Below are 14,450 nucleotides of genomic sequence, written 5' to 3'. Positions count from 1 at the left end.
GTCTAGCCGCCGAGAATTGCTTTCCACGCCCGAAAAGTCTTTCGCGCGAAGCGGTTATGCAGGCTTATTCGAAACTGCGGCGTAATTGCGCACGCAATGTCCCAAGCCGGCATCGCGCAAAGTGTGCGTCGCAAAATGCGCGGCGGCGGTTCACATCCGGCCCGCGCTTCCGGGCAGCGCAGCCATGTTCCGGGCCAACGTTAGTTCTAGGCGACGAGCTGTTCGCCTTCCTCGACAGACGCGATCAATCATGATCTGATCGCGCTACCAATTTGCCCCGCCGCGCGTGATCAGCCAGCGAGGCGAAGGCACTAACAAGAAACTTCCAAGAAGAAAATCAAAAGCAAAACTCGGAAGGTCAAAGGAAACGCCAGAACAATAAAACACCCAAGCGAGGAAACGAGATGTCACGCAAGACACTGACGCGACGTCAATTTGTGGCTGCCACTGCAATGTCCTCCGCGGCGCTGATCACGGCGCCCTATGTCCGGGGCGCTCACGCCGCGGGCAAACTCTCGATCGGCTTCTGGGACCACTGGGTGCCCGGCGCCAACAACGCCTCCACGGCCCTCGTCAACGAGTGGGGCGCCAAGGAGAAGGTCGAAGTCTCGATCGACTACATCACCAGCAACAACAACAAGATCCAGCTCACGGTCGCAGCCGAAGCCCAGGCCAAATCCGGCCACGATATCCTGCAGATGCCGACCTGGTGGCCGCACGCCTATTCCGAGAATCTCGAGCCGCTCAATGACGTGATGGAGCCGCTCATCAAGCAGAACGGCGACGTCAACGGCACCGTCAAATATCTCGGCCAGTCGCGCGGCAAATGGCTCGCCATACCCGCCACTCCGGGCAGCCAGATCAAGGGACCCTGCACCCGTATCGATCTGATGAAGAAGCTCGCCGGCATCGACGTCCAGGAAATGTATCCGGTCGGGGCGCCGCCCAAGGCAGACAACTGGACCCTGGACACGTTCCTGAAGGCGGCCGAGGCCTGCCAGAAGGGCGGCTTCCCCTTCGGTATCGGCCTCGGCGAAACCACCGACAGCGTCGACACCGCGGGCGCGATCTTCCAGTCGTTCGGGGCCGAGCTTGTCAACGCCAAGGGCGAGGTCACGGTGAAGACCGACGCGGTTCRCCAAGCCCTCGAATACTACAAGAAGCTGATTGCCTTCCTGCCGCCGGACGCGCCGTCCTGGGATGACGCCTCGAACAACAAATGGCTGATCTCGGGCCGCGGCGCGATGATCCTGAACCCGCCGAGCGCCTGGGCCGTCGCCAAGCGCGACGCGCCTCAGGTCGCCGAGCAATGCTGGACCCACGGCTTCCCCGCCGGGCCGAAGGGCCGCTTCGCGCCCTACCTTCCCTACTTCTGGGGTCTGTGGAGCTTCAGCAAGAACAAGGAAGCCGCCAAGAGCCTCCTCACCTATCTGTCACAGCCGTCGTCGATCGAAAAGTTTGTCGCGGCAAGCGGCGGTTACGATCTGCCCGCCTATGCCAACATGACGACGCTGAAGACCTGGCAGGAAGAAGGGCCGCCGAAAGGCACGCTCTATCACTATCCGAACCCGTATAACCATCAGACGCTGTCGATCGCAGCGTCCCCGGCGCCGCCCAAGATCGCGCAGCAGATCTACTTCCAGGCGACGCTGACCAAGATGGCGCTGCGTTTCTCGCAAGGCGAGAAGATGGAGACGACGCTCGCCTGGGCCGAGGGCGAGTGCGAAGGCTTCATGCGGAGTTAGCCGGGGGTGTGCCATGGCGGTTCGCGCATCACGCGCGAGCCGCCGGGGCAACCCGCCTCTAACACCCGCGTAGCGCAAGGAGCCGACCCATTCGGCCGGCTTCGCCATTCGATAGCCGTCAGGAAGGCCCAATCTGTTAGGAAAGCCCATTCATGGCCGACGTCGTCGTTGAGCAGGGTCGTGCAGTCCGTGCGGCGAGCACACGCAAACGCAGCAGCCTCCGCAATGCCATGGGACGCAAATCGTCGGTGGCGTTCTTCCTGACGTTGCCGCTGATCCTGCTGATTGCGCTGTTCGTGCTCTATCCCGCCGTCTATTCCGTCCATCTCGCGACGCTGAACAAATCGATGCAGAGATTCGTCGGCGTCGGCAATTTCACCTTCCTGTTCAGCCGTGACACGTTCTGGATGGTGGTGAAGCAATCCTGCATCTTCGCGGTCACCGCCGTGTTCTTCAAGGCGCTGATGGGCTTCATCGTCGCGCATTTCGTGCACAACATTCCGGCCAAAGGCCAGCGCAAATGGCGCGGCATGCTGCTGGTGCCCTGGGTCATCCCGCCGGCGATGAGCACGCTGGCCTGGCTGTGGCTGTTCGATCCGTCCTACAGCGCCTTCAACTACACGCTGTCCTTCTTCGGCATCGGGCCCATCAACTGGCTCGGCGACACCGCGTGGGCGCGCTTTTCCGTCATTCTCGTCAACGTCTGGTACGGCGCGCCGTTCTTCATGATCATGTATCTGGCGGCGCTGAAATCCGTGCCGGACCAGCTTTATGAAGCCGCGGCGATCGACGGCGCCAATTGGTGGCAGAAGATCTGGTTCATCACCCTGCCCATGATGCGCAACATCATCGCCATCACCACGCTGTTCTCGCTGATCGTCACCTTCGCCAATTTCGATATCGTCCGGATCCTGACGTCGGGCGGCCCGCTGGATCGAACCCACATCTTTGCGACCTGGGCCTTCAAGGTCGGCATCGAGGGCAGCGACATTCCGCTCGGCGCCAGCGTCTCGCTGTTCATGGTGCCGATCCTCGCGGTCGCGGCGATCTTCATCCTTCGCGATGTCTCCAAACGCGGGAACGAAGCCTGATGAGCACGCTTGCAATCGACAAGGCAGGACCGACCCGCAAGGTCAAATACGGCAGCATGAGCCGCGACCGAACCTGGGCGCTGCGCTGGTCCTATTTCTTCCTGGTGCTGTTTGCGATCTTCTCGCTGACGCCGCCGCTCTACATGCTGATCACCTCGCTCAAGAGCAGCGCGGAGATATCGGCCGCGACCAATCCGTGGTGGGTGTTCCACCCCACGCTGTCGAACTACGTCGAGCTCCTGACCTCGAACCAGTTCCTGCGCTTCTTCTGGAATTCGGCGATCGTGTCGATCGTGGTCGTGATCATCACCATGCTGATCAGCATCCCGTCGGCCTTCGCGCTGGCGCGAATGAAGTTCTGGGGCTCGACGACGCTCGCCACCGGCGTGTTCCTGACCTACCTGGTTCCGGACAGCCTGTTGTTCATTCCGCTGTTCAAGATGCTCGCGGCGGTCCAGGACATCACCGGCATCACGCTGCTGAACCGGTGGTACGTGCTGCTGTTCGTCTATCCGACGCTGACGGTGCCGTTCTGCACCTGGATCATGATCGGCTATTTCGCCTCGATCCCGAAGGAGCTCGATGAGGCTGCGATCATCGACGGCGCCTCCTGGCTCCAGACCCTGACGCGGATCTTCATCCCGGTGGCGCTGCCCGGGCTGATTGCCGCGACCATCTTCGCCTTCACGGTGTCCTGGGCCCAGTTCCTCTATCCCCTGGTGTTCACCACCTCCATAGATCAGCTCGTGCTGCCGGTCGGCATCACCACCACGCTGATCAAGGGCGACGTCTTCAACTGGGGTCAGATCATGACCGGCGCGCTGCTCGGCGCAGCCCCGCCGCTGATCATCTATGCTTTCCTGATGGACTACTACATCGCCGGCCTGACCGCCGGCGCGACGAAGGGTTGAAATCGAAGGATTGAAGTTCAATGGCCGAGGTTTCCTTGCGCAAGGTGATCAAGCGTTACGACGATGTCGAAGCCGTGCGCGGCATCGATCTCGATATCTCCGACCATGAGTTCATCGTGCTGGTCGGCCCTTCGGGCTGCGGCAAGTCGACGACGCTGCGGATGATCGCGGGGCTCGAGGACATCACCGACGGCGACATCACGATCGGGGGCGACGTCGTCAACGACGTGCCGCCGAAGGACCGCGACATCGCGATGGTGTTCCAGAACTACGCGCTCTATCCGCACATGACGGTCGCGGAGAACATGTCGTTCGGATTGCGGCTCAAGCACTATCCCAAGGCCGAGATCAAGGCGCGGGTGACGGAGGCCGCGCGCCTGCTGGACATCACCGACCTGATCGACCGCAAGCCGAAGCAGCTCTCCGGCGGCCAGCGCCAGCGCGTCGCGATGGGCCGCGCCATCGTGCGCAATCCAAAAGTCTTCCTGTTCGACGAGCCGCTGTCCAATCTCGACGCCAAGCTGCGCGTGCAGATGCGCATCGAGATCAAGAAGGTGCACCAGAAGGTGCGCACCACGACGGTCTACGTCACCCACGACCAGGTCGAGGCGATGACGCTGGCCGATCGCGTGGTGGTGATGAACAAGGGACGGATCGAACAGATCGGCACGCCGAACGAGCTCTACCACAAGCCGGCGACGCGCTTCGTCGCGGGCTTCATCGGCTCCCCGGCGATGAATTTCCTCCCCTGCCGGCTGGAGGACGTCGGCGGCAGGCTCAACATCCGGCTGACCGACCGCATCTCCTTCCCGCTGCCGCAAGCCCGCGCCGCGCGCTACAACGCACTGCCCCGAACGGAAAACCTGCTGCTCGGCATCCGTCCCGAACACCTCACGGAGGCCCACGCGCACCTGGAGCCCGGCGAAGAAACCTTCGACACCGTGCTCGACGTCACCGAGCCGATGGGGATGGAGACGCTGGTCTATTTCGGGCTCGAAGGCACGCCGGTCTGCGGCCGTGTCGATCCCAATGCCGGCGCCAAGGACGGGGCTCCCATGCGTTTGGCGATGGACCTCAACAACATGCACCTGCTAAACGAAGCGACCGGCGCCGTGTTGTGACGGCCGGCCAGAAAACGCGAGCAGGCGGGGAGAGATGGCGACCAACAAGAAGAAGATTTTCGTTACACAAACTTTGTCGCAAGGGGCACGCGCCCTCCTCACCCAGCGGGACGATATCGAGCTCGTCGAGTTTCCGAACCTGATCTCCGCCAGGGAATTCGAGGTGATGCTGAAGAGCCACGCGCCGGTCCACGGCGTGGCGCTCGGCGCCACCGCCTTCGGCGAGACCGAGCTCGAGGCATCGAAGGACATGAAGGTGGTGACACGAATCGGCGTCGGCTATGACGCCGTCGATGTGCCCGCCCTCTCCCGCCGCAAGGTGCCGCTGATGGTCGCGGGCAGCGCGAACTCCCCCTCGGTTGCCGAGCAGGCGCTGTTCATGATGCTGACACTCGCCAAGCGCGCGCAGGAGATGCACGCCTGCGTCAAGGATGGCAAATGGGCCGAGCGGCTCGGCATGCTGCCGTTCGACCTCTACGGCAAGACCGTGCTGATCATCGGCTTCGGCCGCATCGGCACCCGCACCGCCAAGCGCTGCCTGGCGATGGAGATGAACGTACAGGTCTACGATCCCTACAAGGGAGCCGCCGAGATCAAGGCCGCCGGTTGCGAACCTGTCGCCGACCTCGACGCCGCCCTGCCGCAAGCCGACTTTGTCTCCATCCACTGCCCGAAGACGCCGGAAACGGTTGGCCTGTTCAACGCGGCACGGATCGGCCTGATGAAGCCGAAATCCTATCTCATCAACACCGCGCGCGGCGGCATCGTCAACGAGAAGGCGCTGTATGAGGCGCTCGCCTCGGGCAAGCTCGCCGGTGCCGGCATCGACGTGTTCGAGCAGGAGCCACCGCCGGTCAGCAATGCGCTGTTCGCGCTGCCGAACGTCATCATGGCCCCGCATGTCGCCGGCGTCACCGTCGAGGCGGTGAGCCGCATGAGCGAGCAGACCGCGCGCAACATCCTCAGCGTGCTCGATGGCGACCCGATCCGGCAGAACATCATCAATCAGGACGTGCTGGGCTGAGTGCTCCCCCCCCCCGAAGGCGGGCGGCTAAAGCGCGATGAATCGTCATCGCGCTTTAGATTATTGTTTCAGCATGATCGTTTCGGAAAACCGCTGCGCACTTTTCCGAATCATGCTTTCGTCCGCACGCCTTCGGAACGCCAGAATGCGTCCCATTTTGGTGCAGATCGAGCCCCAACTCAGCCTTAATCAAACCCGCGTAATAAGCCCAGCCGCGCCGGCAGTGGGACACATTTGCCGGCCGCGTCGAGCTGGAGGATGGACCCTTGTCAGAAATCGACCCGACCGACCACGCGCTGGCGACCATCGCCAGCATCCTGGAGCACCCCGAGCCCGTCCTCGTCGTCCGTGACACCGCGACCGAGGGCGAGAACGAGATCGAGACAACCGTCGTCGATGAGCACCCGGTTGCCGAGGAGCATCCCGTGGTCGACGAACAGCCGCTGGTGCCGGAGCCGGCCGATGCCGACGGTTACAGCAAGGTCGGCCCCGGGCCGATGGTGGCGATCCGCCTCAAATGGACGGTCCATTGCGGCGACGACGGCCAGTACTACGTGCACGAGACCATCGGCGACCAATCCACGCCCGTGATCAGCGGTCCAATGGCGAGCGAAGCCGCGGTGCATCTCGTCGACGAGCGCGCGGACGAGGCCCATCGGCGCTTCGAGGAGCTGCGCAGCGAGATCGCCGGCCGCAGCTCGCTCGCCGAATTCGAGCGCAAGGGCGAAGCCTAGCCCGCCGTCGGGCCGCATATCTCGTACGCCTCTCCCCGTTGGGGAGAGGCGAACATCGAGCCCCCGCAACTATTTCCGTCCGAGATAATCCTTCTTCACGAGCTCGACGCCTGCGTGCCGCAGCAGGTCGTAGGCCGTCGTCACGTGAAAGAAGAATTGCGGGACGCTGAAGGTCAGCAGCAGCGTCCGCCCGGTGAAGGGCAGCTCGGTGCCGTTCTTCAGCCTGAAGAAGACGTTGCGGTCCGCCGCCGCATCGATCTCGCCGCGCGGCAGGCTCTCGATGAATTCGATCGATGTCGCGATGCGGGCCTGAAGCCCGGCCATGTCGTGCTCCAGCACCGGCAGCGCTACCGGCTCGCGCTCGGCCAGCAAGGCCGGGGCGACCACCGCGTGACGGCAGGCCTCGCCGACCTGCTGTGCCAGGTCGTACATGTTCGGTGACAGGCGCATGCCGAGCAGAATGGCGGGATTGAACTTGCGGGCCTCGGCATGAGCCGAGCCCTTGTCGAGCAGTCCGGACAGATTGCGCAGGTATGGCACGAACAGGCCAACCGAGGCCTCGTACATTGAGATCGGCACGACCGGGCTTCTCCTTCCAATTCCATCTCGCCAGCGGCGGGCATCTGGTTTAAATCCGCACCTGACGGGCTGCACAATGACAGCTTACACAGGGGTGGCAAAGACATGTTCGTTCGAATCCTGGCGGCCTTGGCGGTGGCGTTGCTGGCGAACTTCTCGGCGCATGCGCAGCAAGCTGCGCCCTCGCGCCTCGACGAGATCATCAAGCGCGGCACTTTGCGCGTCGGCATGACCGGCGACTACAAGCCCTTCACCTACCTCGACAAGACCACGCAGCAGTTCAGCGGCTTCGACGTCGACATGGCCGAGGCGCTCGGCAAGGCGCTCGGCGTCAAGGTCGAATTCGTGCCGACGGCCTGGCCGAAGCTGATGAAGGACTTCGAGGCCGACCAGTTCGACATCGCGATGGGCGGCGTCTCGGTCACGCTCGACCGGCAGAAGAAGGGCGTCTTCTCGATGCCGATCATGCGCGAGGGCAAGACGCCGATCGCGCGCTGCGCCGACGTCGGCAAATACCAGACCATCGCCGACATCGACAAGAAGGGCACCCGCGTGATCGTCAATCCCGGCGGCACCAACGAGCGCTTCGCGCGCGCCAACGTCAAGGACGCCGAGATCAACGTCTTCCCCGACAACACCGTGATCTTCGACGAGATCGCCAAGGGCAATGCCGATCTGATGATGACGGATGCCTCCGAGACGCGCTACCAGCAGAAGCAGCATCCCGGCGTGCTCTGCGCGGTGCACCCCGAAAAGCCATTCGACTTCTCCGAGAAGGCCTACTGGCTCCAGCGCGACATGGCGCTGAAGGCCTTTGTCGACCAGTGGCTGCACATCTCGATGGAGGACGGCAGCTACAGGAAGATCTACGCCGCGTGGTTCGACTAGCGGCTCGACCGGCGACCGACCTTGTCCGTCACTCCAGATGCTTGCGAAAGAAGCTCACGGCTGCGTCGTTGAACGTGTCGTGAAACGCTTTCCTGTCGAACCCAGGCGGATCAGTGCACAGGATCGGCGCGGCTTCGGCCAGCTTGGGTGGACATGGCGCAAGAAAGGAGAAGTGCGACGAGTTCGGCACGATCCGGAAGTCGGGGCGCGCGGGAAGCATTTGTTCCAGCGCATCGACTGAAGCGGGCACGACGCCGTCACCGCCCAGCGCCGAACGCCATAAGACAATCGGGATCGTCACATTGGCGAGGCGCTCCCGGTTGAAGAGGCCTTCATAAAGGGGCGGATCCGCCAGCACAGCCGCTCTGATGCGGGGGTCGTGCACGGCCGCTTCAGTTGGGACAAGGCCATCGCGAATGGCTTGGCATTTCGGCGTTGTCGCGCCCTCTCTCTCGCAGAGCGGAGCAAGCGCGCCGAAATCGGGGTTGCCGCCGATCACGACGAGGCCGGTATAGGCGCCGCGCGAGAATCCGAACAGGCCGATCCGCTTGGGGTCGAGAACCGCAGCGTCCGTCCAGGCGCCGAGCATGAAATCGGCAAGCCGCTTCATGTCGGCGGGACGCTCGACCAGCACGGAGAACTCATCGGTCCGGCTGCTGTCCCTGGCGGTATCGCCCGGGTGGTTGATCGCCGCCACCACGAAGCTGGCATCGGCCAGCGCGATCGCTGTATCGACGTGGCCGAGATACGAGCCGCGCCGGCCGTGCGAGACGACGATCAGCGGCAGTCGATTGCCCGCGACCGGACAATCCTTGACGCCCGGCAGCACAACACCGCCGGCCAGCGTGACCTCCGAAGGCGGGGCCGCGCAAGGTGTCCACACCAAGCCTTTGAGCGCGGGCCCGCTGGCGTCCGCGGGCACCTCGAGAAAGCGGAGCCCGGCCGCTTGCACCGCAGTCGCGACCAGACAACAGGCCGCTGTGAGCATCATCAGGCAAGATCGTCGCAGCATGATCAGCGTCTCCGTCAGCGTGCGCCATCGAACACATTCAATCAGCACGGATCGTCCAGGCAAGCCCCTCGCGCCGCCGCACGGCCAAAGCCGCCCAACTGTGGACCGACTTCGGCGCTATTGAACCGGAACCGGAGGGAGGGCGACTCATACGGTGAACGTGATCTAGATCACGTTTTGCGATCGGACCGAGGCGTAGACGTCGGTGCGGGGACCACCTGTTCAGGAGATGGAAATGAGGAAGCTGTTGGCCACGGCCGCGTTCCTTTTGTTGGCGAGCACCGCCGCTCAGGCGCAGTACACCTTCGAATATGGCGGGCGCACCATCCGCATCGATCCGGACCGCGGCACGGTGCAGATTCCCGGCGTCTACGACAACACAGGCCAGGGCAAGGCGAAGAAGGCCAAGAACGACGCCAAGGGGGCCCCGAAAGCGGACCCCCATGCGCCGCAACAAGCGCCGCAACAAGCCAAGGCTGATCCGCAGCAACCGGCCAGTCCCGCGCCGGCACCCGCACCTGTCGCCGCGCCTCCGGCGGCCGAGCAGGCCCCTGTACAGGCTCCCGTGGCCGCGGCGCCTCCTGCCCCGCCGGCGCCTCCGGCTCCCACCGCAAACAATGCTCCGGCCGAAAACGCACTCGTGCCGCCGCCTCAGCTGGCCCCAGCTGCCGCCCCGACGGTGGCCGCGGCACCACCCGCGCCGCCTCCGCCGCCTGCCCCGACAGTGGCTGTGGCACCGCCCGCGCCCCCAGCGCCGCCTCCCGCGCCGGTTCAATCCGCGGCCGTCACCCCCGCCCCCGCAGCGGCGCCCACGCGCGATCTCAACTCACCGCTCGGTATCTGGCTCACCGAGGAGAAGGAAGGCAAAGTCCGCATCGAGCAATGCGGCAACAATCTCTGCGGCTATTCGGTCGACACCAAGTCGAACCAGAACGGCGAGCAGGTCTTGATCAACATGAAGCCCGGCAAGGACCAGAAATGGTCCGGCCGCATCCTCGATCCCAACACCGGCTCGACCTACGATTCCACCATCGCGCTGAAGGGCACGGACCGCCTGCGCGTGCAGGGCTGCGCCTTCGGCGGCATGTTCTGCGGCGGCCAGACCTGGACGCGGGTGAACTAGAGCTAGGTCGGCGAGAGCTGGCGCTTGCGCGTGCCAGCGATCGGCTCGCGGAAGGTGCCGACCTGGGAGAGGGCTTCGACGAAGATCGGCTCCCAGGCCCTGATGTGGTGCCGAAGAAGATTCGTGAGAGCTTCTTCCTTGCCTGCGCTCGCCAGCTCGATGATCCGGAAGTGTTCGGGTGCGGACTCGTTCTGACGAGCGAGGCCCGCGCGCGAATTGATCCCGTAGAGCCGCATCTGGTCGCGCAATCCCATCACCATCTCGGTCAGACGGGGATTTTCGGCCGCGTCCGTCAGCAATCGATGGAAGGTTCGATCCGCCTCGATATAGAGCCCGATATCCTCGGTCTTGACCGCGCGCGCGATGGCTTCAGCCCAAGGATAAAGCGCACTCAGATCCTTGTCCGGCTTGCGCGCGACCAATGACGCGGCATGGAGCTCGAGAACGTCGCGCAGATCGAACAGATTGCGAAGCTCCATCAAGGTGGGCTCGACAACCCTGAAGCCGCGATTGCGGACCGGTTCGATCAGTCCGCTCCGCGACAGCTCCAGCAGCGCTTCCCGCACAGGCGTCGTCGACACACCGAGGCTCGCGGCCAAGGTCGGCACCGAGTACATCGTGCCCGGCATGCTCTGACCAGAAATAATCTCTGCACGCACCTGCTGCACGACCTGCTCGCGCAGATTCTGGTCCATGTCGCCTCCGACTCGCCGCTTGCCGCCCGATCTATCAGCACCGCCCAAAGAATGCACTTGACAGGAAGGTGTCATCGTCGAAGCATGTAGCGCGTTACTGTAATGCACTACCATTGGGCTGTCTATGGCGGAACGCTATCCCGGCTATTGCACTCTTTGCCGTTCGCGGTGCGGTTCGATGACCGTGGTCGAGAACGGCCGCATGGTCGCCGTGGAGAACCTGCCGGGGCATCCGACCGGCGGAGCCCTGTGTTCGAAAGGCCGCGCTGCGCCCGAAATGGTGCATAGCCCGCGCCGCCTGACCCACCCTCTCCGCCGCACCGCGCCGCGCGATGCCGCAGACCCGGGTTGGGTTGAGATTTCATGGGACGAAGCCCTCGACGAGATTGCCGGGAAGCTCGGCCAGATCCGCGGCACGTCGGGAGCGGAAGCGGTCGCCTTCGCCGTCACGACGCCGAGCGGCACCCCCATGGTCGACAGCTTCGAATGGGTCGAGCGGTTCATCAGATGCTTCGGCAGCCCTAACCTGATCTACGCAGTCGAGGTCTGCGGCTGGCACAAGGATTTTGCCCACGCCTTGACGTTCGGTCGCGGGATCGGCTTTCCGGATTATGACAGGGCCGAAACCATCGTGCTCTGGGGACACAATCCGGCGCGGACATGGCTTGCGCAGGCAACCCGCGTCGCAGACGCGCGTCGTCGAGGGGCACGCGTGGCCGTGGTCGACCCCAAGCCCAACGGATCGGGACAGCAGGCCGACCTATGGCTGCGCATTCGTCCGGGGGCCGACGGCGCTCTCGCAATGGCGGCGATCCGGCATCTCATTTCGACAAACTCGTTGGATGCGGCCTTCGTGACGCGCTGGACGAACGCGCCATTCCTGGTCAACACGCATTCTGGCGGCTTGGTGCGGGCCAGCGATCTGTGGCCGGATCAACCGCCGGAAGCCTTCGTTACCCTGGATCGATACGGTCAAGCGCGTGCCCACGACCCGCGTGTCGAGCTCCTTGATCCCGAGAACTGCCGGCTGGACGCCAAAGCCACGCTCGATGGCCTGGACGGATATGCGATCCCTGCGGCGACCGCATTTTCCCTGCTCGCCGCGGAGGCCGCGTCGTACACGATCTCTCGCGTCGCCGAGACCACCTGGCTCGACGAATCCAAGGTCGCAGCGTTTTGCGCGCTGTTCGAGAACAGTCCGAAGCTCGCCTATCACTCCTGGACGGGCGTCGGTCAGCACACGAACGCGACCGCCACGGAGCGTGCCATCGCAACTCTCTACGCTCTCACCGGTGCGTGCGACAGGCCGGGCGGGAATGTCTGGCAGGTCCCGCCGCCGACACGTTCGGTGAACGACTACAGCCTGTTGCCGGCGGAGCAAAAAGCGAAAGCTCTCGGCCTAGACGAACTGCCGCTCGGACCGCCGAGCCGCGGATGGATCACGGCGCGGGACTTCAGCCGCGCGGTGCTCAGAGGGGAGCCCTATCGCGTCCGCACGCTGATGAGTTTCGGCACGAACTTCGTGGTGTCGCAGGGACATTCCTCGCGCAATCGCGAGGCGCTGCGTGCGCTCGATTTCCACGTGCATGTCGACATGTTCATGAACCCGACGTCCGAGAATGCCGACATCGTGCTCCCGGCCAGCATGCCCTGGGAAAGAGATGCACTGAAGATCGGCTTCGAGATCACGCAGGAGGCCGTCGAAACGATCCAGTTCCGGCCGCAGATGCTGGCTCGGCTCGGCGAATGCAAGGCGGACTACGAGATCGTCGCGGAATTGGCGCTGCGATTGGGGATGGCGGAGGAATTCTTCGGCGGCGACATCCGCGCCGGCTGGAATCATCAATTGGCTCCTCTCGGCATAACCGTCGAGCAATTGCGCCACCATCCCGAGGGCAAGCGCTTTCCGCAGCCGTTCCGTCATGAAAAATACGCTGAGGGAAGCAGCGATGGAACGATCGCGGGATTCGCGACGCCAACGCGGCGCGTGGAGATCTATTCCGAGCTGATGCTTGGTCATGGCTATCCGCCGTTGGCGAACCATGTCGAGCCGGCCGACGGTCCGATGACCGCGCGCGAGTATTTTCCGCTGGTGCTGACCACGGCGAAGAGCGGCTGGTTCGTCCACAGTGCGCATCGGCACGTGGCGTCGCTGCGCAAGAAATCGCCGGATCCGGCCGTGGAGATCAGCAAGACCCTCGCCGCACAGCGCCGGCTCGAAGACGGCGATTGGGCGATCGTTCAGACCCCTTACGGCCAGGTCCGCCTCCGAGTCCGCCTGAACGAATTTCTCGACGACCGTGTCGTCCTGGCCGAGTTCGGCTGGTGGGAGGATTGTCCGCCGCTGGGACGGAACACCACGCCGCCGTCAGGCTTCGCGACCTCGAACATGAACGACGCCCTGAGCGACGCGTCGCGCGATCCGGTCAGCGGCTCGGTGCCTCTGCGCGCCACGATCTGCGACATTCGTCGCGACCAGGCTGCGAACCGCGGACGCTGGACGGGGCGGCGCGTCTTCTCGGTCGCAGGGATTCGCCGCGAGGCCGACGACGTCGTCGCGATCGATCTCGCTCCGCAGGACGACGATGCGCTGCCTTCGTATCGGCCGGGACAGCATGTCCTGCTGAGCCTGCCGGGCGTGGACATCGCTCGTGCCTACTCCTTGATCGGAACAGCTGCCGAGAACATGCTTTCCATCGCCGTCAAGAAGCAGCCATCCAACGCCGGGGATTCGGCGGGCGGCTGCCTTCATCTTTCGGAACATGTCCATCGCCTCGCGATTGGCGACGAGGTCCACCTCCAGGCCCCCGGCGGGATATTCAACCCGCCTCTGCAGGGCAATCGGCCTCTCGTCTTTCTCGCCGCCGGCATCGGCATCACGCCGTTCATGAGTCACCTGGAGGCGCTGCCGGCCCTTGCCCCGGCCGAGCGGGTCACCGAAATTCTGATGCTCCACGCTTGCCGCAACGGACGTGAACATCCTTTCGCAACGCGACTCCGGGAGCTCGAGACGCAGCTGCCGGAACTCAAGCTCGTGACGGCATTCACGGCACCGCAACCTGCCGACCGGTTGCATGAGGATTACGACTACGCCGGCCGGCTAGACTTGTCCGCGATCGATCCGCTGCTTTCCCGCAATCCCCTCGCCTATGTCTGCGGATCGCCGGACTTCACGTCCTCGATGACGGCGCGGCTCGTCGAGCGCGGCATTCCCCGGTTCGACATCTTTGCGGAAGCCTTCGCATCGCCGCCGGAAGTCCCATCCATGCTGAAACCCCAGACGGTTCATCTCGCCGGCAGCGGCAAGAGCTTCCTCTGGTCGCCCGAACTGGGCACGCTTCTCGATGCGGCGCATGCGGCGGGAGTGCAGCTTCCCAGCGGCTGCCGCGTCGGCCAGTGCGAAAGCTGCGCCATGCGCATTGTCGACGGCCGCGTGGCACGGCTCGGCGGCGACGACGGTTCGGCCGAACATTGCCTCACATGCCAGGCGGTACCGCTCACCGAGCTCACGCTCGCACTCTGACCGC

Annotated in this window: 12 protein-coding genes; 9 read left to right on the top strand and 3 right to left on the bottom strand. The window is 64.1% G+C overall.

Translation table 11 applies throughout. The features are described from left to right. Positions 1–404 precede the first annotated feature (404 nt). From ACXJMY_RS09150 to ACXJMY_RS09125, 6 genes are all read left to right on the top strand, one after another. Entirely contained in the window at positions 405–1,745 is a 1,341-nt protein-coding gene (locus ACXJMY_RS09150) for an ABC transporter substrate-binding protein (RefSeq protein ID WP_456618992.1), read from the top strand. 152 nt (positions 1,746–1,897) lie between these two features. After that, entirely contained in the window at positions 1,898–2,836 is a 939-nt protein-coding gene (locus tag ACXJMY_RS09145; RefSeq protein WP_456618991.1) for a carbohydrate ABC transporter permease, read from the top strand. Then, positions 2,836–3,747: a carbohydrate ABC transporter permease gene (locus ACXJMY_RS09140; protein WP_456618990.1), complete on the top strand. Its 912-nt coding sequence runs from the start codon at positions 2,836–2,838 to the stop codon at positions 3,745–3,747. The genes ACXJMY_RS09145 and ACXJMY_RS09140 overlap by 1 nt, the downstream gene beginning before the upstream one ends. A gap of 20 nt (positions 3,748–3,767) precedes the next feature. Next, positions 3,768–4,868 (top strand): ABC transporter ATP-binding protein, encoded by a 1,101-nt coding sequence (locus ACXJMY_RS09135; protein ID WP_456618989.1) that lies wholly within the window; start codon positions 3,768–3,770, stop codon positions 4,866–4,868. A 34-nt stretch (positions 4,869–4,902) separates the two neighbouring features. Continuing rightward, positions 4,903–5,892, top strand: a complete 990-nt coding sequence (locus ACXJMY_RS09130; RefSeq protein ID WP_456618988.1) for a hydroxyacid dehydrogenase — start codon at positions 4,903–4,905, stop codon at positions 5,890–5,892. A 266-nt stretch (positions 5,893–6,158) separates the two neighbouring features. Then, a complete protein-coding gene (locus ACXJMY_RS09125) occupies positions 6,159–6,626 on the top strand; it encodes a hypothetical protein (RefSeq protein ID WP_456618987.1) in 468 nt (155 codons plus the stop codon). 69 nt (positions 6,627–6,695) lie between these two features. Here the strand turns inward: ACXJMY_RS09125 and ACXJMY_RS09120 are convergent, their stop codons facing one another. After that, positions 6,696–7,193 (bottom strand): DUF1993 domain-containing protein, encoded by a 498-nt coding sequence (locus ACXJMY_RS09120; protein WP_456619082.1) that lies wholly within the window; start codon positions 7,191–7,193, stop codon positions 6,696–6,698. A 117-nt stretch (positions 7,194–7,310) separates the two neighbouring features. Between ACXJMY_RS09120 and ACXJMY_RS09115 the strand changes: the two genes are divergently transcribed. Further along, the gene (locus ACXJMY_RS09115; RefSeq protein WP_456618986.1) at positions 7,311–8,093 is read left to right on the top strand and encodes a transporter substrate-binding domain-containing protein; all 783 of its coding nucleotides are present in this window, start codon (positions 7,311–7,313) and stop codon (positions 8,091–8,093) included. Between the two features lie 28 nt (positions 8,094–8,121). Here the strand turns inward: ACXJMY_RS09115 and ACXJMY_RS09110 are convergent, their stop codons facing one another. Beyond that, entirely contained in the window at positions 8,122–9,105 is a 984-nt protein-coding gene (locus ACXJMY_RS09110) for an alpha/beta hydrolase family protein (RefSeq protein WP_456618985.1), read from the bottom strand. A 235-nt stretch (positions 9,106–9,340) separates the two neighbouring features. On the opposite strand from ACXJMY_RS09110, the gene ACXJMY_RS09105 reads away from it, so the two are divergent. Next, positions 9,341–10,228, top strand: a complete 888-nt coding sequence (locus tag ACXJMY_RS09105; RefSeq protein ID WP_456618984.1) for a DUF2147 domain-containing protein — start codon at positions 9,341–9,343, stop codon at positions 10,226–10,228. Between the two features lie 2 nt (positions 10,229–10,230). On the opposite strand, the gene ACXJMY_RS09100 is transcribed toward ACXJMY_RS09105, so the two are convergent. Continuing rightward, positions 10,231–10,923: a GntR family transcriptional regulator gene (locus ACXJMY_RS09100; protein ID WP_456618983.1), complete on the bottom strand. Its 693-nt coding sequence runs from the start codon at positions 10,921–10,923 to the stop codon at positions 10,231–10,233. 124 nt (positions 10,924–11,047) lie between these two features. Between ACXJMY_RS09100 and ACXJMY_RS09095 the strand changes: the two genes are divergently transcribed. Then, positions 11,048–14,446, top strand: a complete 3,399-nt coding sequence (locus tag ACXJMY_RS09095; RefSeq protein ID WP_456618982.1) for a molybdopterin-dependent oxidoreductase — start codon at positions 11,048–11,050, stop codon at positions 14,444–14,446. The last annotated feature ends 4 nt before the right edge of the window (positions 14,447–14,450 follow it).

It is taken from the genome of Bradyrhizobium sp. P5_C12 (assembly GCF_054049735.1).
This window is presented reverse-complemented; position numbering and strand designations above follow the sequence as displayed.

Coding starts and splice junctions, on each gene's coding strand:
- ACXJMY_RS09145 (WP_456618991.1), top strand. CDS start 1,898: ATGGCCGACGTCGTCGTTGAGCAGGGTCGTGCAGTCCGTGCGGCGAGC.
- ACXJMY_RS09140 (WP_456618990.1), top strand. CDS start 2,836: ATGAGCACGCTTGCAATCGACAAGGCAGGACCGACCCGCAAGGTCAAA.
- ACXJMY_RS09135 (WP_456618989.1), top strand. CDS start 3,768: ATGGCCGAGGTTTCCTTGCGCAAGGTGATCAAGCGTTACGACGATGTC.
- ACXJMY_RS09130 (WP_456618988.1), top strand. CDS start 4,903: ATGGCGACCAACAAGAAGAAGATTTTCGTTACACAAACTTTGTCGCAA.
- ACXJMY_RS09120 (WP_456619082.1), bottom strand. CDS start 7,193: ATGTACGAGGCCTCGGTTGGCCTGTTCGTGCCATACCTGCGCAATCTG.
- ACXJMY_RS09115 (WP_456618986.1), top strand. CDS start 7,311: ATGTTCGTTCGAATCCTGGCGGCCTTGGCGGTGGCGTTGCTGGCGAAC.
- ACXJMY_RS09110 (WP_456618985.1), bottom strand. CDS start 9,105: ATGCTGCGACGATCTTGCCTGATGATGCTCACAGCGGCCTGTTGTCTG.
- ACXJMY_RS09105 (WP_456618984.1), top strand. CDS start 9,341: ATGAGGAAGCTGTTGGCCACGGCCGCGTTCCTTTTGTTGGCGAGCACC.
- ACXJMY_RS09100 (WP_456618983.1), bottom strand. CDS start 10,923: ATGGACCAGAATCTGCGCGAGCAGGTCGTGCAGCAGGTGCGTGCAGAG.
- ACXJMY_RS09095 (WP_456618982.1), top strand. CDS start 11,048: ATGGCGGAACGCTATCCCGGCTATTGCACTCTTTGCCGTTCGCGGTGC.